Origin of the sequence: Granulicella rosea (genome assembly GCF_900188085.1) — a bacterium.
GTDB lineage: Bacteria > Acidobacteriota > Terriglobia > Terriglobales > Acidobacteriaceae > Edaphobacter > Edaphobacter rosea.
On record NZ_FZOU01000001.1, the window covers coordinates 277,119 to 299,814 of the forward strand.

The 22,696-nt window shown below is 64.0% G+C and carries 17 protein-coding genes; 10 read left to right on the top strand and 7 right to left on the bottom strand.

Going from position 1 to position 22,696, the window contains the following annotated elements:
* The first annotated feature begins 99 nt into the window (after positions 1-99).
* Entirely contained in the window at positions 100-570 is a 471-nt protein-coding gene (locus CHB87_RS01260) for an MmcQ/YjbR family DNA-binding protein (protein ID WP_089406567.1), read from the top strand.
* 209 nt (positions 571-779) lie between these two features.
* On the opposite strand, the gene CHB87_RS22115 is transcribed toward CHB87_RS01260, so the two are convergent.
* Both CHB87_RS22115 and CHB87_RS22120 read right to left on the bottom strand, forming a co-directional pair.
* Entirely contained in the window at positions 780-2,528 is a 1,749-nt protein-coding gene (locus CHB87_RS22115; RefSeq protein WP_176441532.1) for a hypothetical protein, read from the bottom strand.
* A gap of 62 nt (positions 2,529-2,590) precedes the next feature.
* Positions 2,591-3,352 (bottom strand): hypothetical protein, encoded by a 762-nt coding sequence (locus tag CHB87_RS22120; protein WP_176441533.1) that lies wholly within the window; start codon positions 3,350-3,352, stop codon positions 2,591-2,593.
* 404 nt (positions 3,353-3,756) lie between these two features.
* Here CHB87_RS22120 and CHB87_RS01275 point away from each other — a divergent pair, with 404 nt between their 5' ends.
* The 8 genes from CHB87_RS01275 (at position 3,757) to CHB87_RS01310 (ending at position 10,639) form a co-directional block, all read left to right on the top strand.
* Positions 3,757-4,617 (top strand): hypothetical protein, encoded by an 861-nt coding sequence (locus CHB87_RS01275; protein WP_142988152.1) that lies wholly within the window; start codon positions 3,757-3,759, stop codon positions 4,615-4,617.
* Positions 4,618-4,808: 191 nt separating this feature from the next.
* The gene (locus tag CHB87_RS01280; RefSeq protein ID WP_089406571.1) at positions 4,809-5,606 is read left to right on the top strand and encodes an SDR family NAD(P)-dependent oxidoreductase; all 798 of its coding nucleotides are present in this window, start codon (positions 4,809-4,811) and stop codon (positions 5,604-5,606) included.
* 80 nt (positions 5,607-5,686) lie between these two features.
* The gene (locus CHB87_RS01285) at positions 5,687-6,508 is read left to right on the top strand and encodes a hypothetical protein (protein ID WP_142988153.1); all 822 of its coding nucleotides are present in this window, start codon (positions 5,687-5,689) and stop codon (positions 6,506-6,508) included.
* Between the two features lie 73 nt (positions 6,509-6,581).
* On the top strand, positions 6,582-7,094 hold the full coding sequence (gene fabZ, locus CHB87_RS01290) for a 3-hydroxyacyl-ACP dehydratase FabZ (protein WP_089406573.1): 513 nt from the start codon (positions 6,582-6,584) through the stop codon (positions 7,092-7,094).
* Complete coding sequence (lpxA, locus tag CHB87_RS01295) at positions 7,091-7,876, top strand: acyl-ACP--UDP-N-acetylglucosamine O-acyltransferase (protein WP_089406574.1); 786 nt, start codon at positions 7,091-7,093, stop codon at positions 7,874-7,876. Before fabZ ends, lpxA begins: the two co-directional genes overlap by 4 nt.
* A 21-nt stretch (positions 7,877-7,897) precedes the next feature.
* Entirely contained in the window at positions 7,898-9,010 is a 1,113-nt protein-coding gene (locus CHB87_RS01300; protein WP_142988154.1) for an LVIVD repeat-containing protein, read from the top strand.
* Positions 9,007-9,855: an LpxI family protein gene (locus CHB87_RS01305; protein ID WP_089406576.1), complete on the top strand. Its 849-nt coding sequence runs from the start codon at positions 9,007-9,009 to the stop codon at positions 9,853-9,855. The genes CHB87_RS01300 and CHB87_RS01305 overlap by 4 nt, the downstream gene beginning before the upstream one ends.
* 229 nt (positions 9,856-10,084) lie before the next feature.
* Positions 10,085-10,639 (top strand): peroxiredoxin, encoded by a 555-nt coding sequence (locus tag CHB87_RS01310; protein WP_245817754.1) that lies wholly within the window; start codon positions 10,085-10,087, stop codon positions 10,637-10,639.
* An 89-nt stretch (positions 10,640-10,728) separates the two neighbouring features.
* Here the strand turns inward: CHB87_RS01310 and CHB87_RS01315 are convergent, their stop codons facing one another.
* The 3 genes from CHB87_RS01315 to CHB87_RS01325 all read right to left on the bottom strand — a co-directional run bounded on the left by CHB87_RS01315 (position 10,729) and on the right by CHB87_RS01325 (position 15,000).
* On the bottom strand, positions 10,729-11,790 hold the full coding sequence (locus CHB87_RS01315) for a hypothetical protein (protein ID WP_176441534.1): 1,062 nt from the start codon (positions 11,788-11,790) through the stop codon (positions 10,729-10,731).
* Positions 11,791-11,966: 176 nt separating this feature from the next.
* Positions 11,967-13,820 carry a lytic transglycosylase domain-containing protein gene (locus tag CHB87_RS01320; protein WP_089406578.1) on the bottom strand — a complete coding sequence of 618 codons (1,854 nt, stop codon included), beginning with the start codon at positions 13,818-13,820 and terminating at the stop codon, positions 11,967-11,969.
* Positions 13,821-14,037: 217 nt separating this feature from the next.
* Complete coding sequence (locus tag CHB87_RS01325; protein WP_089406579.1) at positions 14,038-15,000, bottom strand: hypothetical protein; 963 nt, start codon at positions 14,998-15,000, stop codon at positions 14,038-14,040.
* Positions 15,001-15,259: 259 nt separating this feature from the next.
* Here CHB87_RS01325 and lepA point away from each other — a divergent pair, with 259 nt between their 5' ends.
* A complete protein-coding gene (lepA, locus tag CHB87_RS01330) occupies positions 15,260-17,062 on the top strand; it encodes a translation elongation factor 4 (protein WP_089406580.1) in 1,803 nt (600 codons plus the stop codon).
* 262 nt (positions 17,063-17,324) lie between these two features.
* Here the strand turns inward: lepA and CHB87_RS01335 are convergent, their stop codons facing one another.
* Entirely contained in the window at positions 17,325-20,465 is a 3,141-nt protein-coding gene (locus tag CHB87_RS01335) for a ligand-binding sensor domain-containing diguanylate cyclase (RefSeq protein ID WP_089406581.1), read from the bottom strand.
* Between the two features lie 274 nt (positions 20,466-20,739).
* Entirely contained in the window at positions 20,740-21,393 is a 654-nt protein-coding gene (locus tag CHB87_RS01340) for an OmpH/Skp family outer membrane protein (RefSeq protein WP_089406582.1), read from the bottom strand.
* Positions 21,394-22,696: the final 1,303 nt, after the last annotated feature.

The following is a 22,696-nucleotide window of genomic DNA, read 5'->3' on the forward strand; positions in this document are numbered from 1 at the left end:
ATGACAGATTTTGGGGACAGCAACAGACTTTAGGCGACGCGACAGATTTTTGCGCGGCGTGACAGAAAACGTCAGTAGCCCATTGTTAGACTTGCCAGCATGAACGCGGAGCAGCTACAGACCTTTGTCCTCGGCCTGCCGGATGTTGTCGAGACGATGCAGTGGGGAGCGAACCTGGTCTTCTGGGTGGGCGATAAGGCCGTCGGCGGCAAGATGTTCGCGCTGGTGAGTCTGGAGGATGACTTCCTCGGGACGAGCCGGGAGGCGGTCATCTCCTTTGCCGCAGGGCCGGAGCGTTGCCAGGAGCTGCTGGAGATCGAGGGCGTCATCCCAGCGCCGTACTTCGCGCGGATCCACTGGGTCGCCGTCCGGAGTTGGGACGTCTTCCGCCGCGCCGAGTGGGAGGCGGAGCTGACCGCCGCCCGCAACCTCACCGAGGCCAAGCTGCCGAAGAAGGTGCGCGAGACGCTCGCGCTGCCGAAGGCGGAGTTGAAACGAGTGGTCGCGGCGCGGCGGAAGGTGTTGGCGGAGAAGGCGGCGAAGAAGGCGGCGAAGAAGGCGAAGGGCTAGGCTCTTCGGATCTTCCGCAGGCAGACAAGCAAGACAAATGCAAATACAGGGGTTCTTCGCTTCGCTCAGGATGACGGGCGGTTGGGGTGCTCCGTACTATGACGGGCGGTTGGGGTGCTCCGTAAACATACCAGGTTCGGGGTGCTTCATAACCAAAGTTGCCCCGCTCCCGGATTGCATCGCAGGCAGCGGGGCTTCGGTCATGGCGGCTATTCGATGTTGGTGACCTTGCCGTTGACGAAGGTGACCTTCATGTCCTTGTAGAAGTACATCGTCTTCGTGCCCAGGTTGACGATGCGGGTAGGGGCGCCGAGTGCGCCCTTCACATCGTCGGTCGATTGTCCGGGCGCGATGGAGACGTCGGTCGTTGCGACAGGCGCCGCGGCTTCGGCCATGGGGGCTGAGCCATCGGACGTGGCCCCGGCGAGCACCTCCTTCTCGGCGCCCTCCGACTGCTGCGCCTGCTGCTCCAGCTCCTTCTGGCCGTTGGGGTCGGGCGGAGGCGCATCCATCGCGACCAGCGCGGTGGATGGCGTCGCCAGCGCGGAGGCAGGCGCCTGCGGCAGGCCACCCTGGCCCTGCTTGGCCTGCAGCTCCTGCATGCCCTGGTCGACCGTCTCGCGCATGTGGTTGCTCATCTCCTGCAGCTCGTCGAGGCCGATGGCGACGTTGGCGCTGCGGCGGCAGTCCTGACCGCCCTTGCTCGAAAGCACGACGACGTTGGCGGTGGTGTCCTGCGGTCCGGGCGGCATGGTCGTCTGCACGACGTCGCCGTCGGTGATGGCGCACTCCGCGCCGTTCGCGTCGACGACATCGACCTCGCGGCCCGCGACGAAGACGTGGGGGGCGCCGTCCGAGAAGATGCGCGCGATGCCGCTCGACGCTGGATCGGGCGCCTGCTGGGCTGCGTTCTGCGCGGCCTCGGCGTTTTCGAGCGCGATCTCGCGCTGCACCTCGTCGGCGACCATCTGCTTGACCTCGGGCGAGAGCGGCGGCCCGGCATAGGCTGCGTTCTGCGCCGCGTTGGCCTGCGCAGCGGCGTAGGAGGCCGCGAGCGTCTGCGAGATCATGTAGTCCGTCAGCCAGAGCGAGGGCGAGGCGTACACCGGGTACGGCTGGAAGTACCCGCCGTAGACGCCATACCAGGGCGCCGCCGCGAAGCCCCATCCGCCATAGACCGCCGGCGCCGCCCACGGGTGATAGGCCCAGCCATAGAAGCCGACCGGGTAGTACCGGACCGGCGCGTAAACCTCGAGCGCATAGCCGTGGTAACCGTACGGGCGATAGAAACGGTCGTAGGCGCGGCCGTTGTAGTAGTAGGTGCGGCGGTTGAACTCATAGCCGTGCGCCATGTACGGGTGGCCGATATAGCCGGGGCGTCCGCGCTCGTAGTACATGTGCCCGCCGCCGGGGCGGTTGATGAAGACGCGGCGGCCTCCGCCCAGGTTGTGGTGGATGTCCATGCCGCGACGCGCGTCGTGGACGTCCATGGGCCTTCCGCCGGGCCGCATGCGGACGTCTCCGCCAGGGCCATGCATCTCGCGCGAGCCGGCCGGACCGGGCCTGCCCATGGCGCCGGGCCGGCCGGGAGCTCCGGGGCGTCCGCCCACAGGGGTTGCGCCGGGGCGCGCCGCGCCGCCGCCGAAGCCGCCGCGCGCGGCCGGGGAGGCTGTCGTCGTAGTCGTGTGCGTGGTGGTCGTCGTGGTTGCGCCATGCGCGCCGGTCGTGGTGGTGGTCGTCGCGCTATGCGTCGTGCTGGTGGAGGCGGCGCCGGGATGAGCGGCAGCGGCTGGTGCGGCGGGCTTCGCGGCGGGCGCCGCTGGCTTCGCGGCGGGCTTGGCCGGGGGAGCCTTCTTGGGTGGCGTCTGAGCCAGAACGACTCCGCTACACAGCACCGCGGCAAACGCCGCAACTCCAACCCGGACCGACATGCTGCGGAATACCTTCCAATGACTCATATTGCCTCTCATGACTTCCTCAACCCGAAACGACAGGCGGATGTTGCTTTGCGGCGCGTGGGCTACTCGACGTTCGAGACCTTGCCGCCGACGTAGGTGATCTTCATATCCTTGTAGTAGTCGATCTCCTTGGTCCCCAGCTTGACGACGCGCACGGGCTGGCCGAAGCCGGCGATGACCTGATCCTTCGTCTGCCCCTTCTCAAGCGTCGGCGGAGGCGCCGCTGGCTGATCGGGCGGTGGGGGCGGGGGCGGAATCGCGGCCATGGGCGCGGCGGGAGGCGGCGCTGGAGCGGCGGCGGCAGCCGGGGCAGGCGCGCCGTCGGCGGCCATCACCTGGTCGATCTGCGTGAGGATGACGTCGGGCGCGGGCGGCGATCCCTTGGGAAAGGGAAACTTCACGTACGCGATGTAGCGCACATCCTGAATCGCGTCGCTCATCAGGGTCAGTTGCACGCCGTCGGGCAGGGTCTGCTCGTCGATCAGGAAGAGCTTCTCCCCCGCGACGAACGTGCGCTGCACGGCGTTGGTGGTGGAGTGACCCGCGAAGCTGAAGCCCGCCATCTTGGTCATGCCGCTGGCGGTGAACCTGCCGTCCTTCACGACGATCTGCGACTTGCCGTGGTCCTTCGAGAAGGTCAGCAGGCCGTCTTTTTTGAGCGTCATGACGGTGCCGGCGGTGACGATGTCGGAGCGGTCGGCGGTGGCTTTGGTCAGCGGATACCTCTGGACGATGGCCTGGTCGAGCGGCGTCTGCGCGCAGGCCGGCAACGCCAGAAGGAAACATGTCGCGAGAGATGCTGCGAGAGGAAGACGTCGACTCATCGTGTAAACCTCACCATTTTTCTGAAGATCCGCGCGCACGAGCCCCGGCGCGGCGAAGCGACCGAACGCCGCGGGTTTCAGCTTATTTCGGCCTATTTTTCGGAGACGATCCCGCTGGTTTGAAAAAGCGCGTAGGTGGTCGGGACAGGGACTGAAGCAACCGTTCAGAGCAAAGACATGGATTCGTTCGTATCGCTGTTTCGCTAAAACATACTGTCTCCGGCGTCGAAAGGCAAAAGAATTTCCGAAAGAATTCCGGCATTTCTCCCGAATGGGAGAGGAGCCGATTCCAGGCAAAGCGGAGGCGGCGCGGCACGACCGTGCTCGTCCCGGCAAGTTTGCATTGCCGCAACCTCGCGCGGCCTTTATGATTGCGGCACATGCCTTGCCTCTGGGAGCGCTCCGTGACGAAGAAGTTTGTGGCCTTTGCAATGCTTTCGCTGCTTGCGGCGCTTGGTCTTTCGCGACCGGCCGCAGCCGCGCCGCGCGACTTGACCCAGTATCCGTTGCAGGTCCATATCCTCTCCGATAGCTGGGGCGGCGGCGTGCATCGCGGCTATCACGGGCACGGCAAGGGCAATGTCGTCGAAGGCAGCGAGATTCACGGCATGGAGTACCAGTTCCACTGCGTCAACCGCTTCTTCACCTCGGACGCGGACGAGGACTATCCCGCGCGCTGGAAGAAGCCGGGGCTGAAGCTCGAGATCGTGATGGGCGTGATCGGCAGCGAGACCAAGACGCGGACCTGCGACCTCGAGGTCGCGCTGAAGGAGAAGGTCTATGTCAAGGATCACGGCAAGGTGGAGTCGGTCTCGTTCGAGGAGTACAACCGGGCGAACGGCAACAGGTGGAACCGGGCGACGGCGCTGAATCCGCGCGACGCCGATCCGAAGAACTATCCGCTGGAGATGGACGTGATGGCGGTGCGCTGGAAGGACGGCGCGGGCGGCCTGATGACTGGAAGCGGCCAGGGCAATATGAAGACGGAGCGCGGCCTTGCGGCGGTGGACTTCACCATCGGCTGCCCGATGAAGCTCGACCCGCTGCCGGACGGACGGTTCTACCATGCGCGCTGGCGCGGCGAGCAGGGTAAGCAGATGACGCTGCTGGTGGAGATTCCCGGCAATGCGCCGGCGGTCTGCGAGCTGGCGACGACGGTGCATGCGGATGTTTACGTCCGGCAGGCGAGCGGGACGCTGCAGGCGGTGCCAGCGGCGGAGTATCAGCGCATGCTGCACAACGATGCGACGGTCGGTTCGCGGTAGATCGTCTTTGGCGTCAACAAAATTGTCATCCTGAGCGAAGCGAAGGACCTGCGTTTTCTCCTGGCGGCGATGCTGCTCCGGGCGAAAAGCAGGTCCTTCGACTGCGCTGCGCTCCGCTCAGGATGACAGGGATTTGTGGCTGAACCATACGTCGCTTGCGGGGACGCCTCGCGCCCGGTAGCTTCTAAGGCATGAGTGTAACGAGCGGTGTGATGTTGTCGCTGGCGGGCAGGGTGGCGCTGGTGACGGGTGGGTCGCGGGGAATTGGCGCGGCGACGGTGCGGATGTTTCGCCAGGCGGGCGCGCGGGTGGTCTTCAGCTACCGGAGCGCGGAGGCCGAGGCCTCGGCGCTGGTCGAGGAGCTGGGCGGCGAAAGCGTCTGCCGGGCCGTACGGCAGGAGCTTGCTTCGCCCGAGGATGGGCGCGCGCTGGTGGCGGCGGCGGTCGAGGCGTTTGGGCGGCTGGACTGCCTGATCGTGAATCACGGCATCTGGCCCCCGCACGACCAGCCCATTGCGACGATGACCGATGCGCAGTGGCGTGGGACGCTGTCGGTCAACCTGGACAGCGTCTTCGGGCTGGTGCGGGCGGGCGTGGCCCAGATGCTGGAACAGCCGGCGAACTCCGAAGTTAAGGGACACGTCGTGCTGATCGCGTCGACGGCAGCGCAGCGCGGCGAGGCCTACCACGCGGACTACGCGGCCAGCAAGGGCGCGCTGATCTCGCTGACCAAAAGCCTTTCGAGCGAGCTGGCCGGCCGGGGGATTCTGTGCAACTGCGTGGCGCCGGGCTGGGTGGCGACCGAGATGTCGATGGCCGCGCTGAGCGACCCGGCGCTGAAGGCGCGCGCGATCGCTCCGATTCCGATGGGCCACGTGGGGTCGGTCGAGGAGATCGCCGGGCCGGTGCTGTTTCTGTGTACGCCGCTGGCGGGGTTCGTCTCGGGCGAGGTCTTCAATGTGAATGGCGGAGCGGTGCTGGTGGGGTAGCCGAAGTTCACGCAGTCGCGTCTTATGGGGTAGGTTCGTCCGACTGGTGAGGGTCCGATATGCGGGTTTGGATTTTAGGGTTGGTTATGGTGTGCGGCGCGGCGCCGGCGTTCGGACAGGCGCACGATCTGCCCAGCGCGATGCCCGAGGTCCGCGCGGGCGAGAGTCCCGAGGCGCGCGGGCGTCGGCTGCTGGACGAGATGGTTGCCGCGCTGGGCGGCCCGGCGTGGCTCAATCGCGGCACGATCTACCGCGAGGGCAGCACGGCGGCGTTCTTTCGTGGACAGCCGACCGGCAACGTCACGCGCTACGTCGAGAACACGCGGCTGGCCAGCGCCACGCAGCCGACCGACCTGACGCGAATCGCGTTCAAGACCTATCGCGGCATGGTCGCGCCGGGGCAGAAGAAGGACATCTTCCACCTCTGGACGGCCGACAACGGCTACGAGTACACCTACAAGGGCCGGACGGAGCTTCCCCGCCCGCAGGTGGAGGACTACCTGCGACGGCGGCGGCACTCGATCGAAGAGGTGATCCGGACGTGGATTCACGCGCCCGGCGTGATGATCGTCAGCGAGGGCACGACGACGCAGGACCGGCGCATCGTCGACAAGGTGACGATCCTGAGCGCGAACAACGACGCGGTGACGATCGAGATCGACCAGTTCACGCACCTGCCGCTCGAGCGCAGCTTCGAATGGCGCAACGAGCAGTTCAAGGACCACGACATCGACGAAGAGGCCTACAGCGACTACCACGTCTATCAGGGCGTACAGACGCCAATGAACATCACGCGCTATCGCAACGGCGACATGGTCGATCAGGAGTACTTCAGCAAGGTCAAGTACGGCGAGCCGATGGCGCCGGAGCTGTTCGACCCGGCGAAGCTGGAGGTGAAGTAGAACGAAAGCAGATTCCCTTCGGGGATGACAGACAAGAAAAGCAAAGGCGGCGGGTTTATACTCAGGGCTGCCTATGAGTGAGCTTGAGTCAGCAACCCCTGCCCCGAAGAAGACCCTGGATATCGGCGAGATCATGGCGATCCTGCCGCATCGCTATCCCTTTCTGCTGATCGACCGCGTGGTCGAGATGATTCCAAAGCAGCGCATCGTCGCGCTGAAAAACGTCTCGGTCAACGAGCCGCACTTCACCGGCCACTTTCCCGACTACCCGATCATGCCCGGCGTGCTGATGGTCGAGGCGATTGCGCAGGCCGGCGGCGCGCTGCTGCTGACCGAGATTCCCGACCGCGACGACAAGCTGATGGTCTTCACCGGCATCGAGAATGCGAAGTTTCGCCGGCCCGTCGTGCCGGGCGATCAGCTTCGCATCGAGGTGACCGTGCTGAACTGGCGCCGCACCTTCGTAAAGATGCTGGGCGTCGCGACCGTCGAGGGCCAGGTGGCCTGCGAGGCGACCGTGACCTGCATGCTGGTGCCAAGACCGAAGAAGACCGCTCCCGCGCCAACCCCAGAGGCGATCGCGTGAGCATCCACCCGACAGCGATCGTCGCCGAGGGCGCGGTCGTGCCTGCAAGCTGCACCATCGGACCTTTCTGCACGGTCGGCGCGAACGTCGTGCTGGGCGAGGACTGCGAGCTGGTCTCGCATGTGGTGCTGGACGGCCACACGACGCTCGGCCGGGGCAACAAGATCTACTCCTTCGCCTGCGTGGGCATCTCGCCGCAGGACCTGAAGTACAAGAACGAGCCGACGCGGGTCGTCCTGGGGGACAACAACCAGATTCGCGAGTATGTGACGATCTCGCGCGGTACGGTCGGCGGCGGCGGCGTGACGCGCGTCGGCGACGGCTGCCTGATCATGGCCTATACGCACATCGGGCACGATTCGGCGATCGGCCACGGCTGCATCCTGGCGAACTCCGCCACGCTGGCCGGGCATGTGACGGTCGAGGACTTTGCCGTCGTCGGCGCGCTGTGCCCGGTGCATCAGTTCTGCCGGATCGGACAGTATGCGTACATCGGCGGCGGCACGACGATCACGCAGGACGTGCTTCCCTACTCGCTGACCTCGATCTCGCGCGATAATCATGCGTACGGGTTGAACAAGGTCGGCCTCGAGCGGCGCGGATTTACGCCGCAGCAGATCAAGGAGTTGCGCGCGGCCTATCGCGTGCTGGTCGGCGGCAAGAAGAACACCACGCAGGCGCTCGAAGCCATGCGTGCCATGCTGGACGCAGGCGAGGCGGGCGACCATGTGCGCTACCTCGTGGACTTTGTAGGCAAGAGCGAACGGGGCTGCATACGTTAGCGGCGGAAGGGCAAGACTCCATTGAGACGTAAGTTGTTGCCGGGCCTGGCAATCTCACTTGCAACTGCGTTATGCAGTTGCGGCACGTCCACGGGCGCCGCTCCGCAGCAGGTCGCGCTGGGCGCGGTCACCTCCGTGACGCCCTCGGCGACCGGCGTGCCGAACGCCGTGGCGACCGTGGGAAGCTACGAGTTCGTCTCCGTGCAGGGCACGGGCCAGATCTTCACCTACAACGTCTCGACCGGCGCGCAGGTCTTCGCCAGCGTCTACGCGACGCCTTGCAAGGATCCGAGCGGCATGGTGGTGACGGCCATCGGCGGCGTGAATGTGCTGGCGGTGGTCTGCTACGACACGGGTTCGCTGGTCACGCTGACGATCAACGGCGACGGCTCGCTGACCGCGCTGGGCAGCGTCGGCGGCCTGGGCACGCCGTATCCCGGCACGGCGCTCTCCGGCACGGATGTGCTGATTCCGATCTTCGGCAAGAACCTGGTCTCGAACGGCGGCGTGGCGAAGGTCAGCATCGCGACGCCCGCCGCGCCCGCGATTACCGGGATGACGACCCTGGCCAGCCCGGTCGCCGGCGGCTACGCCAACCCCGGCTTCGTGACGCTGGCGAATGGATACATCTACGTGGCGGCAGGCTCCGAGAGCCTGCCGGTCGACCAGTCGAGCACCATCCAGGTGGTGAACGAGGCGACGATGACGCTGGTGGGCAGCCCGCTGACCGTGGCGCACTCGCCGCAGCAGATCGCCGTCGCGAACGGCGTGGCCTTCGTCACCTTCTACGACGCGGCGCAACTGGAGTCGATCGACGTGAGCAACCCCGCGAGCATGAAGGTGCTGGGCGTGGCGCCGTTGACGGCAAGCGGCTCGGCCGGCGGCTCGAGCACGGGCGCGGCTGCCTGCAACGCGATTCCCGTGGCCATGATCGGCACGAACCTCTACGCCGGCTGCTACGACCAGGCGACGGTGCAACGGCTGGACGTATCGGACCCCACGGCGATCAAGGTCCTGCAGAACGTCAGCGGCATCGTCAACCCGCAGCGGCTGGTCGTCGACGGTGCCGCGTTGCTCGTACCCAGTGCGCAGGCCGGCGGCGCGGTCTATCGCATCGGCCTGGGCGCGCCATGAACAAGCTGGGCCTCATCGCGGGCAATGGCCGCTTCCCGTTTCTGCTGCTGGAGGCCGCGCGCGCGCATGGGTTGAACGTCGTCGTCGCGGCGATCAAGGAAGAGACCGACCCCGAGATGAACGCGCGCGCCGAGGCCGACGCAGGCGTTCGCGTGTACTGGATGTCGCTGGGCGAGCTCTCGAAGCTGATCGAGACCTTTCAGCGCGAGGGCGTGACGCGCGCCGTGATGGCCGGGCAGGTGAAGCACAAGCAGATCTTCTCGAGCATCCGGCCGGACTGGCGCCTTGCCAAGCTGCTGCTGAACCTGCGCACGCGCAACACGGACATGCTGCTGGGCGCGGTGGCGAAGGTGCTGGGCGACGAGGGCATCGAGCTGATCTCCTCGACCGCGTACCTTGAACCGCTGCTTGCGCAGGCAGGCGTCCTGACCGCGCGCCGGCCGACCGAGGACGAGGCGAAGGACATCGCTTATGGCCGCATGGTCGCCAAAGCCATCGCGGGATACGATCTCGGCCAGACGGTCGTCATCGCCGCGCAGGCCTGTGTGGCCGTCGAGGCGATGGAGGGCACCGACGCCACCATCGCACGCGCCGGCGCGCTCCTGCAGGCGCAGGGCGACGTCGGCGACACGACGCTTGCGCGCAGCCTGACCGTCGTCAAGGTCGCCAAGCCCAATCAGGACATGCGCTTCGACGTGCCGGTCGTCGGCGCGCCAACCATCGCGACCATGCGCGGCGCGGGCGCGACCTGCCTCTGCATCGAGGCCGGACGCACGCTGCTCTTCGACCGCGAAGCAATGGTGCGGGCGGCGGACGAGGCCGGAATCGCCATCGTCGCCGAATGAATCCTGTAACCAAATCGCGGTGAGTTCGATCAGAGGATGGCTGCGAAGTAGACGCGTCCGTGACAACGCGGCTAACGTCTACGGAGTAGAATGCGAGCATCTGGCGCCCGAAGCTGGGCAAGCCGCGCGGGCCATGTCGCCCCGGACGTGCTCTCAGAGTTCAACCCCGGCTTGAGCATCATCAATTTTAAAACGAAACACGAAAGAGGACGAGATGCGTAAGGGATGGATGGCAGCAGCGATCGTAGCGATCGGCGTGGCAGCAGGCGCCGGCATGAAGGCTCACGCAGCAGCGGCCGCGGATGCGACTCCGCTGGCCCCCGGCACGGCGGCGCCGAACTTCTCGCTGCCTTCGCAGGAAGAGAAGCCGGTCAGCCTGAAGGACTACAAGGGCAAGTTCGTAGTGCTCTACTTCTACCCGAAGGACATGACCTCCGGCTGCACGATGGAGGCGCACAACTTCCAGCGCGACCTGCCGAAGTACGACGCGCTGAACGCGGTTGTGCTGGGCGTGAGCCTCGATACGGTCGAGAGCCACAAGACCTTCTGCTCGAAGGACAGCCTCACCTTCAAGCTGCTGGCCGATCCCGACCACAAGGTCATCGACGCGTATGGCGTGCCGGTCTCGACGCGCACCACCCCCGATGGCAAGAGCATGTCCTTCGCCAAGCGCGACACGTTCCTCATCTCGCCCGACGGCAAGGTGATCAAGACGTGGGAGGTGAAGGACATCGCATCGCACAGCGACGAGATCCTCGCCGCCATCACCGCAGCCAAGAAGTAGATTCCAGCAGACGCAAAAAGGCCCGGACCTCTCGCATGAGGGACCGGGCCTTTTTGCTTGCCTGTTGGTTGATGGTGCGGGGGCCGAGACTACGACTTCGCTGCGACCTTCTTGGCTGTCTTCTTTGCGACGACCTTCTTCGCAACTGCCTTCTTGGCGGGAGCGACAACCTTCTTCGCAACTGCCTTCTTGGCGACAACCTTCTTCGCGACTGCCTTCTTCGCCGGAGCGGCCTTCTTCGCGACGACCTTCTTCGCGACTGCCTTCTTGGCTACAACCTTCTTCGCGACAACTTTCTTTGCAACGACCTTCTTTGCGGGTGCTGCTGCTTTCTTGGTGGCCAAGGTAATACCTCTCGTGGTGGTTTTTTTGCTGCTCGCAGTGCTCTTGTTGCCGGCTGCCTTTTTAGTGGCAGCCTTACCGCCGCGTAGAGCACTGGAGTACTTCGCGGCAGATGTCGAAATCGATTTGACCACCGTCTTCTTGGCTGCGGCCTTCTTCGCGACAACCTTCTTCGCGGGCACAACCTTCTTGGCGACGACTTTCTTCGACGGCGCGGCCTTCTTCGCGACCGCCTTCGTTGCGACGACCTTCTTGGCGACGGTCTTCTTCGCCACAACCTTCTTCGCTGCTGCCTTCACCGGTGCTGCCTTGACGGGTGCTGCCTTCTTTGCGGGTACGGCCTTCTTCACGGTCACTACTTTCTTCGCGGGTGCGGGTGTTGGAGTTGCTACAGGTGCGGGAGGCGGCGGCTCGACAGCAGCAGCGGCCTTCTTCGCCGGGGTCTTCTTCGCTACAGTCTTCTTCGCAGGAGTCTTTTTGGCGACCGTCTTCTTCGCCGCAATCTCCTGGAGCACTGCGCCGACATCGGGCGTGCTCTCATTCGCGACCGGCAGGACCGACTCCGCCTCAGCCGGCTCGTATGGCTCGGCCGGCGTGCTGGGGCTTGCGAGCAACACGGCCTCTTCGGCATGCGAAGAGGCAGGCTCGTCGTCATCGTCCGAGGTCATCGTGATCTCTTCCTCTTCGTCGTCTTCCTCGTCATCGTCCTTGTCGAAGGAGTGGCTTGCGGGAGAGTCCTGCGCCTCTTCCTCATCGGCCGATGCGCTGAGCTTATAGATCTTGTCGAGGTCTTCATCGTGGAACGTCATCGTGTTGTATCCCTCTGCGGTAGTCCGGTTCGCCGCATGCTGCATGATGTGATGCGCACTTTGCCGATCGGGCCGCAATCACATCGTACACATACTCTGCGCGACGGATTCTAGCAACAGGATGCAACGGTGCGCCAGCGATGGCAAGTGTTCTTTTTGGGAATGCGCTGGAACGTCTAACGTTTCTTCTTCTTCTTCGTGGAGGATGTGCCCGCGGACCCGCTCGTAGCGCGGCTTTGCGAGCCTTTGCCCTTTGCAACGGAGGATGAACCACGCGAGGAACCGCGTGACGCGCGACCACCGCGAGAGCTGCGTCCACCACGCGTGCGAGCACGCATGCGCGTTGCCGGACCGAGCTTCACAGGCTCCGCCACATAGAGCGAACGGAAGGGCTTCAACGTGCTCGATGCAGAGAGATCGTTCCAGCGGCGAAGGTCTTCGACCGACACGTTGAAGCGATCGGCTACGGTTACAAGTGTGTCTCCGCGAGCCACCGTGTAACGCTGCGGACGCGCCGTGCCCGAGATCGACTGCACGGGCACGACGAGTTCATCGCCTGGACTCATGGGGTCGGTCGACGTGATGCCGTTGGTGCTCGCGATGTCCGCGGCCTTCGCATGCAGCGCGGTCGCAATCTCGTCGACGCTCTCGCCTGCCTTCACGACATGGAAGCGCCAACTGATCCGGCGGTCTTCGGGGATGTCCTTCAAGCGCTCGTCGTACAACGGCTTCGTGCCCGCGGGGATATGCAGGTCGAAGCTCGTATCGCGCGGCGTGGCCATGCGCAGCATGCTTGGGTTCAACGCAACGAGCTCGGCCATCGACGCGCCCGTGACATCGGACACCAGACGCAGGTCGATGCTGTAGTCGGTGACGATCGTGTCGTAGATCACGGGCGGACTGGGCACGAGCTTGTCGAGTCCATACTTCTCCGGGTTCTTCGCCATGATGACCGCGGCGAGAATCTGCGGCACATACGCGCGCGTCTCCGCCGGCATGACGCCGCGGCGATACAGCTCCCAGAAGTCCGCATAGCCCGTGCGCTGAACCACACGCTGAATATTGCCCGGTCCCCAGTTGTACGCGGCCATCGCAAGATACCAGTCGCCGAACTGGTTATAGAGCGCCTTGATGTACTTCGCATAGGCGCGCGAGCTCTTCTCCGGATCGAAGCGGTAGTCGAAGTATCCGTTGCGCGTCAGGCCGAAGTTCGCGCCGGTCGCGGGCATGAACTGCCACATGCCGCCGGCGCCCGAGCGAGCGTTCAACGCCTGCGGCTGGAAGCCAGACTCCGCCACCGCGAGATAGATGAGATCCTGCGGCACGCCCTCTTCGGTCAGCACCTTCTGGATGAGCCCGCGATACTTGCCCACGCGCTGCAGCGACGCGGCCATGTGATTACGGAAGCTGTTCGAACTCGAGAAGACGCCGATGTATCCCGCGACCTGGTCGTTGATGACGAGCGGCAGGTCCGACGCAAGGTTCAACTCCGCCTTCAACTTGGCCGTCAGCTCCGGGTTCGCCGGGAAGGTGATGTCGTCGGCCGATTCGAGCGGCGCGGCTTCCAGCTTCGGCGAGAGTCCGTTGCCTGCCTTCAACGCCGCCAACTCGAGCGAGTTGATGGCGTCGACCAACCGCTCGAAGGAGTCCGACAACTGCGGGTCGTTCTTCAGATCCATCCCGCTGGTGAGCATCATGTCGACGGCGAAGTCGAAGTCCAGCCGCGCGGCGTCGAGCCGGTTGGCGCGATAGTTCTCGACGCCGCTGCGATAGCTCTGGTCGACGTGGTTGATCAGCGCCTGCACCTTGGCCTGCTGCGCGTTCTGATCGGCCACGGCCTGCGCGGCGGCGGCGACGGCCTGCGCCTGCGCACTCTGCGGCGAGAGCGTGGGCGCGGTGGCGTTGGCCGGCAGCGTGATGGCGTTGGTCTGATCGGCCAGCGGATCGCCCGGGCAACCCGCCAGCAGCAGCAGGGGCGCGCAGAGCAGGGTCAGGGCGAGGCGGCGGGCGTAAGGGTTTGTGTGTGCCATCGAGACTCGTCTGATTGTAAGACGAAAGACAGGGCGCGCGTGTCGCCATCACCTCTGCGTCGTTTGCTCGGCGTCGCAGTCTGGCTCCACATTGGCCGTGCGGGGGTTCCCGGTGCGCGTTGGGACTTTATGGGATGCTTCCGATATGAGCGTTTATGAGGACTGACTGAAAATAAAACGGACGCCCTTAGCGCCTCTTCATGCCTCAGCGGTTCTGTCAGTAGGCCGGTTCGCCTACCCATCTACCGTCTTTGCAAACCGAATATCCGGCAGACAAGCGCTCCAGCTTATCGTTCTCGTACATTGCCACGTAATCGTCAATGACCCACCGATTGTTCTCGAGAACGACCGTCACATCACCTTGGGATTCGCCCCAATCCTCTTTGAACGCAATTAGAACGTCGACGCGATTCTCCCCAATGGCTCTGCTGCCGAGAATACGAAACGCAGACGGAGTTGATGCGTCATTTGGGCCTGTGAACAGACCTGCCTCACCCCACGGGATTGCGGCCTTGAGAGTGTGCACACGGAGAATCTCACCATAGCGCCGGAAATAATCTTTGTCACACGCGCTCAGGCTGTCGATCTCCTGGGCGAGTTTTTTGCTCATCAGAGGGCCAAGTATTTCCTTTATATGACCGACCGGAATACCCGAGCTGTGGTACTTGATGACGTCGGTGTAGAACAAGCCGACAGCTTGAAGAGCAGACGGTGGAGCATCGTTGCTCACCGGAACCTGTTTGAGAATGCACGCATCGATGCAAAATGCCAGCTTTGAAGAGCGAACGGAGCCTACTATAGGCTTTGCCTGATCTGCGAACAAAGTGAAGTGCTCCGGCGACCCCATAGAGAACACAGCGGTAAGCGTGTACTGGCCAGGTCGGTTGCAGGCAAACCCTGTCCCATCTTTCAGCGAAATGGTTCTCTCAGCCTTGACTGCGTTGTACTGTTCGAGCACCTTGAAATCAGAAGGGGAGTAGGCTCTGGCGTGGTCTGGTGCTTTGCCCTGCCACGGCACTTCATTGCCGTCAGGTCCTACTAATTTGAATTGGACGAACTCATTGTTTTGCAGGGGGGCCACCAGAACTGGCTGTTCAAATCGGCTGTAAAGCTCAAGCCCGATGACAACGGGTTCGCCCACCCAGAAGAGTTGTTTCGCAGGATTGGTATAGAAGTACATTTCGGGGGTACTGGCAAGCACCGGTGGTACCTGATTCGGTTTGCTACGCGAACACCCCAAAGAAATTGAGAGCACGGAAATGGATGCTATACACCTAACCAGCTTGCGCATGGGTGCTTAGACACCACGAGACAGGCTTTTGATCCTCACAAGTCGGCTTCTCGTCAGCCGCCCGTCGTCCTCCGGCGGGAATTGCAAACCTCCGATCCCCCAACCCGGCGCGACGCTCTGCGGGCAGGATGTTAGCCTAGAGATTGCAATGGACCCTCTACACATACGCAACTTTGCGATCATCGCGCACATCGACCACGGCAAGTCCACCCTGTCGGACCGGCTGCTGGAGCTGACCGGCTCGCTCACCCAGCGCGAGATGCAGGCGCAGGTGCTCGACGCCATGGACCTCGAACGCGAGCGCGGCATCACCATCAAGGCCCACACCGTCCGCATGGTCTACCAGGCCAACGACGGCGAGACCTACCAGCTCAACCTCATCGACACGCCCGGCCACGTGGACTTCAGCTACGAGGTCTCGCGTTCCCTCGCGTCCTGCGAGGGAGCCCTTCTGGTTGTAGACGCGACCCAGGGCGTCGAAGCGCAGACGCTCGCCAACGCCTACCTCGCCATCTCGAACGGCCTTGAGATCATCCCCATCATCAACAAGATCGACCTGCCCTCCGCCGACATCGAGCGGACGAAGGAGATGATCGAGAAGACGGTCGGGCTGCCGGCGGACGACGCCGTCGCCGTCTCGGCCAAGACGGGCCTCAACGTCGCCTCGATCCTCGAAGCCGTCGTCACGCTGCTGCCGCCGCCCAAGGGCGATGTGAACGCGCCGCTGCAGGCGCTGATCTTCGACTCGTGGTTCGACGCCTATCGCGGCGTCATCGTGCTGGCCCGCATCATCAACGGCAAGCTGCGCAAGGGCATGAAGATCAAGATCATGTCGAACGGGCGGCAGTTCGAGGTCGACTCCCTCGGCGTGATGACGCCGAAGCCGGTGCCGCTCGACGAACTCTCCGCCGGCGAGGTCGGCTTCTTCGTCGCGACCATCAAGAACGTGGCCGACACCAAGGTGGGCGACACCATTACCGAGGTCGACCGTCCCTGCGCCGAGGCGCTGCCGGGCTTTGAAGACATCAAGAGCATGGTCTTCGCCGGTCTCTACACGGTCGACTCGCACGAGCATGCGATGCTGCGCGACGCGCTCGAAAAGCTGCGGCTGAACGACGCCAGCTTCAGCTTCGAGCCCGAAAGCTCCGCCGCGCTGGGCTTCGGCTTCCGCTGCGGCTTCCTCGGCCTGCTGCATCTCGAAATTATTCAGGAACGGCTGGAGCGCGAGTACGACCTCGACCTCATCACCACCGCGCCCGGCGTACGCTACAAGATCACGCTGACCAACGGCGACGTGCTCGAGGTCGACAACCCGTCGCGCTGGCCCGAAACCACCGAGATCGAGACGATCGAAGAGCCGGTCATCATCGCGAAGATTCTGACCAATGAAGAGTACGTCGGCGGCATCCTGAAGCTGGTCGAAGAGAAGCGCGGACGCCAGCAGAACATGGAGTACGTCTCCGACACGCGCGTGCTCATCACCTACGAGCTGCCGCTGAACGAGATCGTGCTCGACTTCTACGACCGGCTGAAGACGGTCTCGCGCGGCTATGCGTCGCTCGACTACCAGCTCGCCGGAAGCTGGATCTCGCCGATGGTGAAGATGGACATCCTGATCGGCGGCGACCCGGTGGACGCGCTTTCGATCATCATCCACAAGGACTTCGCCGTCAGCCGCGGCCGCCTGCTGGTGTCGAAGATGCGCGAGCTGATCCCGCGCCAGATGTTTGAGGTCGCGATCCAGGCCGCCGTCGGGTCGAAGGTCATCGCACGCGAGACCGTCACCGCCATCCGCAAGAACGTGATCGCGAAGTGCTACGGCGGCGACATCAGCCGTAAGCGCAAGCTGCTCGACAAACAGAAGGAAGGCAAGAAGCGCATGAAGCGGATCGGCAAGGTCGACATCCCGCAGGAGGCGTTCCTCGCCGTGCTGAAGGTCGGCGAAGACTAGAACGGCGAGTCTTTCGCACGCAGCGCAATATTCGCAGCGCCGTATTTGTCATCTTGAAGCACAATGTTTGTCATCCTGAGCGGAGCGAAGGACCTGCTTTTCGCTCAGGCTGGCAAATGGACGAACGACAGCCCCGCATCGCAGGATTCAGTTACACGACGGTCGCCGGCGAGAACAAGCAACGGCAAAAGCAGGTCCTTCGCTCCGTTCAGGATGACAAGCGTCTGGGTGGGTTGAATCTCGCGGCGACGTCGCGATCGCTTCAGCGCATACCGCTGCCGGCAGCCTCGCCGAGCGGCGCCGATTGTTCCGCCATGTAGCGTCGCCAGCCGTTGCGGCCTCCGCGTTTGACCTCGTAGAGCGCGAGGTCGGCGGCCTTGTAGAGGCTCTCCTGATCCCGGCCGTCGTTGGGATACACGGCCATTCCCATGCTCAGCGTCGTCTGCAAGGTGAGACCAGGCAACAGCATCGGATCTTCGAGCGCGGCCACGATGCGGCGGCAGGTCTGCGCGGCCGCTGTGTCGTCGCCGATATCGGCCAGTAGAAAGGCGAACTCGTCGCCACCGAGCCGGGCGAAGCAATCGTTCTGCCCGGCGAGCGCCCGGAGCCGTTCCGCCACGGTCTGAAGCAGGGCGTCGCCGGCGTCGTGACCGAAGCTGTCGTTGATCGATTTGAACTTGTCCAGGTCAAGAAGAAGGAGCGTAAACGCGCCGCCTTGCTGGCGTTTGCCTTCGAGCAACTGGCGGAAGCATGCCGTGAACATGCGCCGGTTGGGCAGGCCGGTAAGGCTGTCCTGGTGAGCGATGAACTCAAGCTCCTGCTGGCTCTGCTGCAGCTTGACGGTAAGCGACTCCAGCTCCCCGGTGCGGACGGCGACCTTGCGCTTCAGCTCTCGTTGACCGGCGCGCAGGAGCGCGGTGTAGATGCGCAGGATGAAGACGACCGCAAGAATCGCGGCCAGCACGGCCAGCAGACGAGCCCAGAGAGTTTGATACCACGCGGGCAGGACGCGGATCTCCACCGCGCGTGTCGCGCCCCAGTCGCCCATGCGGTTGGAGCCGCGCAGCTCGAGCGTGTAGCCGCCGGGCGGCAGGTTGGTGTAGCGCGCGATGCGGCTGCCGGTATCGGCCTCCACCCAGTCGCGATCGAAGCCGACGAGCCGGTAGGCGTACCGATTCCGATCCGGCGCGCTGAAGTCGAGCGCGGAGAACTCGACCGCGAGGCGGTTGGCGTCGGCCGGAATCAGGATCGGCGCGGCGCCGGAGTTGGCAAGCTGTCGCGCGCCGACAGCGGGTTTATCGCCCACCGAGACCTGGCTGACGGCAACCGGCGCCGCGTAAGCCCACTGCCGCGTGCGCCGCGGGTCCACGATGGTGAGCCCGCCCACGCCGCCGAAGTAGAGCCGTCCATCCGGCCCTGCCGCGCCGGAGTCGGCCCAGTAGCCGGGGATGGCGACGCCGTCCGGCTGCTTGAAGGACTGGACCGCGAGCGTATGCGGATCGAGCCGGGCGAGGCTGTCGCCGCCAGGAAACCAGATGCCGCCGTCGGCAGCTTCCAGCGTTCGACCGGCGTCGAGTGTCGTGATCTTGCGAATCTGTAGCTGTCCCTGCGCGACGCGGTCCTGCACCTGGTAGAGCCCGGCGCCGTCGGTCGTAATCCACACACGGCCGGCGCGATCGGCCATCAGCGACATGACGGCGGCAGGCAGCGGCGTGGACCGGCCGGGTTCGAGCGCGGCCCGCTCCGTGGCCAGCGTCCCGGCATCGATACGGTAGACGTTGTTGCCCAGGCCAGCCCACAGATCCGAGCCCTGGCCGCGCAGCAGCGCGGTGATGGGGCCGGCGGGAAGGCTCTTCACCTGCACCGACATCTGCGTGCCCGCAGCGAGCGGAAGCGGGAGACGCCACAGGCCTGCTGGAGTGCCCAGCCAGAGCCCGGCGGGGTCGTACGCCACCTGCGTCACTTTGAGATTGTTCTCCTTCAGGTCGATGTGCCGGATGTGCCGGCCGTCGCGGTCGGCATGATAGAGCCCCTGCTCCGAGCCGAAGTACATGCTGCCGTCCGGCGCGGGCGCGAAGCTGGCGACGTTCTGCATCTTCAGGAGAGACGCGGCGGAGATCGGCTCGCTGAGCTCGCGGCCGGATGCGTCGAAGACCTGGATCCCCTTTTCGAGCAGGCCCAGCCAGAGACGGCCATCCGGCATGACGCTCACGGCGGTGATATCGGACTCCGCGATGGGGTGGGCCGCGTCGCCCGTGCCGCCGAAGAAGGTCAGGATGCCCTGCCCGGTGGGGTTGCGGCGGCTGAGTCCGCCGACGGAGCCTGCCCAGGTGGCGCCCGCGCGGTCGCGGAAGAAGACGTCAACGAGGTTATGCGCGAGGCTGGTGGGAATGGACGGCTGGTGCAGAATGCGATGCGTCTGCCAGCTCTTCGTGTCGACCTCGACGATGCCCTCGCCGTAGGTGCCGAGCCAGAGGACGCCGGGTTCGACCTCGACGAGCGCATCGATTCCCTGCCGGTCGAGCGGGCTGGCTGGATCGCTCTCATGCAGCGGCCGGGGCATCGCCGCGCCGGGTTCGAGGACGTACATGCCCGCCGTCGTGCCGATCCACAGCCGTCCCGCGCGATCGCGCAGCAGGCTCCACACCGTGGGCGGCTTGCCCTCGACGACGGCGACAGGCTGAAAGTGGTGACCGGCTCCATCGCTGACGAAGAGTCCGCGCGTCGTGCCTGCCCACAGACGCCCGTCCGGATCGCGGATAAGGGTGGGGGTATTGCGACCGGTCTGGTTGCCGGCCATCAGCTCCGGCTGAAAACGGCCGGTGTTGGGGTCGAAGTGATCCAGTCCCTTGCGCGTGGCCAGCCACAGGCCGCCGCGGCCGTCGGTCACGATGGCATAGATCGAGGGGTAGTCGCCGGTGGGGCCGCTGGGGGTGAAGGTATCGAAGCGGTCGCGCGCCGCATCGTAACGCGAAAGCCCGTGGTTGGTGCCGACCCAGAGACGCCCTTGCGGATCGAGGTAAAGCGTCATGACATTGTTGCTGGGTAGCGAACCCGTCGTGCCGGGCTGCGTGACGTAACTGCGAACGTTGTACCCATCCCAACGCGAGAGACCCATCTCCGTGCCCACCCACAGGAATCCGTCGCTATCCTGCGCGATGGCCTGGGCAACGCTCCCGGACAGTCCGTTCTTATGGTTGAGCTGGTCGAAGATCGTATCCGCGTATCCGCCCGGCCCCTGCGCCACGACCGGAGCCTGGCCAAAGACCGCATGCGCGCCCAACAGGATGAAGAGCAAGGTTGGGATACGCCTCGCGGTCCGGCGGAATCTGCAATACAGTTCGCGGTCCTTGAACCGCGCCGGAACCGCTGTCATGCGGACTGAAAGGCGCTTGCTCGCCATCGTGTGATCCCCACTATCTGAAAGGCCCGAAAATCGAAGGCACAGCCTCTCATCCCATGCTGGGGCAAGGTATATGCGTTCTTCTCAAGAAAATGGCTAAACTGATTGCAGGATATAACGATGCGTTCGCGATGTGACCGGCAGGCGAACGATGAGATGTCTCGAAATTGGCACATTCTCTCTTCGCGACGGCGCCGTCACGGATCTTTGTCCATCAAAACGGAACCGCCCGGACGCAGATCGCGTCCGGGCGGTTCCATTTACAGCGTGAGAGCTACTTGGCGGCGGGCTTGGCAGCCGGAGCCGTCGTACGCGGACGCGCAGCCGAAGGCGCGGCAGGAGCAGGAGCGGCGATGCCCGAGGTCTTGTTGTAGTCGTCCACGACGGCCTGGGTGATCTCCGTGCTCGGCAGCGCCCAGAGGACGTTCGAACCCTGCGCGGAGACGTCGAGCAGCAGCGTGAAGCCATGCGACTGCGAATAGTTCTTCATCGAGACCGAGAGCTTCTGGGCGACCTTACCGAGCGCCTCCTGCAGGTCCGTGTTGTAGGCGGTCTGCGCATCCTCGGCGTCGCGGTTCAACTGCTTCTCCTTGGTGTCGATGGCGCGGAGGCGGCTGGCACGCTCCTCGTCCGACAGGGTCGCCGGAGCGGCCTGAAGCTGCTTCTTCAGCGAGTCCACTTCGGTGGCGAGGGTCTCGATCTGCGCCTTCTTCGGCTCGTACTTCTTCTGCACGCCCTGGGCGGCAACCTGGCCCTCGTTGCAGGCGAAGACAGCCTGCTCGAAGGCGATGAGGGCGATCTGCGCCGGCATGGCCACAGGCGCGGCGGCGGCGGCCGGAGCAGCCTGGGCGACAGCGGCGGGAACGATGGCGAGGGGCGAGACGAGGGCGGCGGCAAGCGCGGTCAGCAGTGTGAGGTTGCGGTTCATGCGGTGTGTAAAGCTCCTTGGTCTTCTGTACTGCGGTATTTCTTCAAAAAGTCGTCTGGGGGTGAGCCGTCTGAAGATGATTTTTGCGAGGCAGCATGGAAGTGTTGGGCCAACGTGAAGCGCTTCCAAAAATCCATTCAGCTTCGGCCAGTGAGCTGGCGCCGTCTCCGGTTGTGTCTCGATCATCCGGAACCGTTGCGGAAGAGATGGAAACGAGGGTACAGCCAGACTGCACAAATTATATAGGTGACGGGCGGGGAGCGGTCAAACGAATTGGCTCCAGCTTCGAAGAGATCCGGCCTCGAAGTCTACAGAAATATGTAGACGCACACGCCGAAATCTGTGTTTTCCCGTTGCATTGCAGCTCCATCTTTATACCGAGGATCGTGTATTTCTCAGATTTCAATGAGGATGCGGCCACAAATGCGTTTGGCACGAGGATTGCTCTTCTCACGTATGACTGGTGCAATGCAAGACCGCGCCGGATGCACCTCGTACTCCCGGAAGAGCCCACGCCCACAGATGGCATGGCTTGCCGGTACGAGGTTCGGGATTCGCCCTTTCCAGGTCGGGATGGAGCCGAATACCGTTTTTGGAGGCCGTGACTGGCCATTGGCAGTACGCAGGACCACGGAAATACGCATTCGGCTGCTCTGCGTGGGGCAGGGTAGCCAAAGCGAAAAGTGGGCACGATGAAGGTTTTTTCGCGACTCCTCCGCATATCTCTTGCTTTGGCCGACGTTTAGGTCTAAGCTAAGTTTACCTTGCAAATGGCTATGGGTGCCGCACGCAGAGTAGCGGATATGCCGTTAAGCGAGATGGCGGCAGATGGGCGTTCAAGCGAATCGGCAAACTGAGCCGGTGAGCAGCCCACCAAGATCATTCCGCGAGCCAGATCATTCCCGCGAGCCGCATGGCAGGAAAGCTTGCAAACGACAGAGTCGAAGGGCGAATCGCACATCGAGGAGATCAAAGCTGTTCTCCATCGATGCATGGATACCGGTTTCGTCCGCCAAACATTCCAAACCGGCCTTTGCAGTACGCTTCAGGTTTAATCTGTGCCGGCACTTGGTTGTGGCAGGCTTTGTGTAAGGTTCGTACCGCGATTTTCCGGCAGACTCCGAGGTCAGCCGGCCATGGCAGACGAAGAGAAACAACAGACGTCTTTACGCAGGCGTTTCTATCGAGCGTTTTATGTTCTCCCGGGTACTGAGGGCGTAAGCGTTCCAGGTGTAGACGCTTTATATTCAGACACGAGTCGAAAAACTTGAGACTGTTCCCCCCGGCACTCGAAGACCGCTTG